This window comes from Ferrovum myxofaciens (assembly GCF_000735045.1).
Lineage (GTDB): Bacteria > Pseudomonadota > Gammaproteobacteria > Burkholderiales > Ferrovaceae > Ferrovum > Ferrovum myxofaciens.
Genome location: NZ_JPOQ01000542.1, coordinates 1 through 253 on the forward strand (window position 1 = coordinate 1; position 253 = coordinate 253).

General features: G+C 53.8%; 1 protein-coding gene. It reads right to left on the minus strand.

Features of this window, described 5'->3' with window-relative positions; genetic code table 11:
* Nucleotides 1–253: zinc ribbon domain-containing protein (locus IV91_RS17630; RefSeq protein WP_150112539.1), on the minus strand; the 253-nt coding region annotated here is incomplete at both ends.

Consider the following 253-nt stretch of genomic DNA (forward strand, 5'->3'; position numbering starts at 1 on the left):
ATCTGGACAAACCCATTGACGTGTCGAAAGCGAAAGACTCTTGAGGACGTATCCGCAACTCGAACACCGCTTCGAACTCGGGTACCAACGATCGATCTTGACAACCGTTCGACCGGCCCAGACAGCTTTATATTCCAGTTGTCGGGCAATCTCACCAAATCCCGCATTCAGGACCGAACGGTTCAGGCCTGACTTGGCCTTGACGTTCGATCCGGGCTTGTCAGCACTTCCTTTCGCACTAGCCGTCATGCCA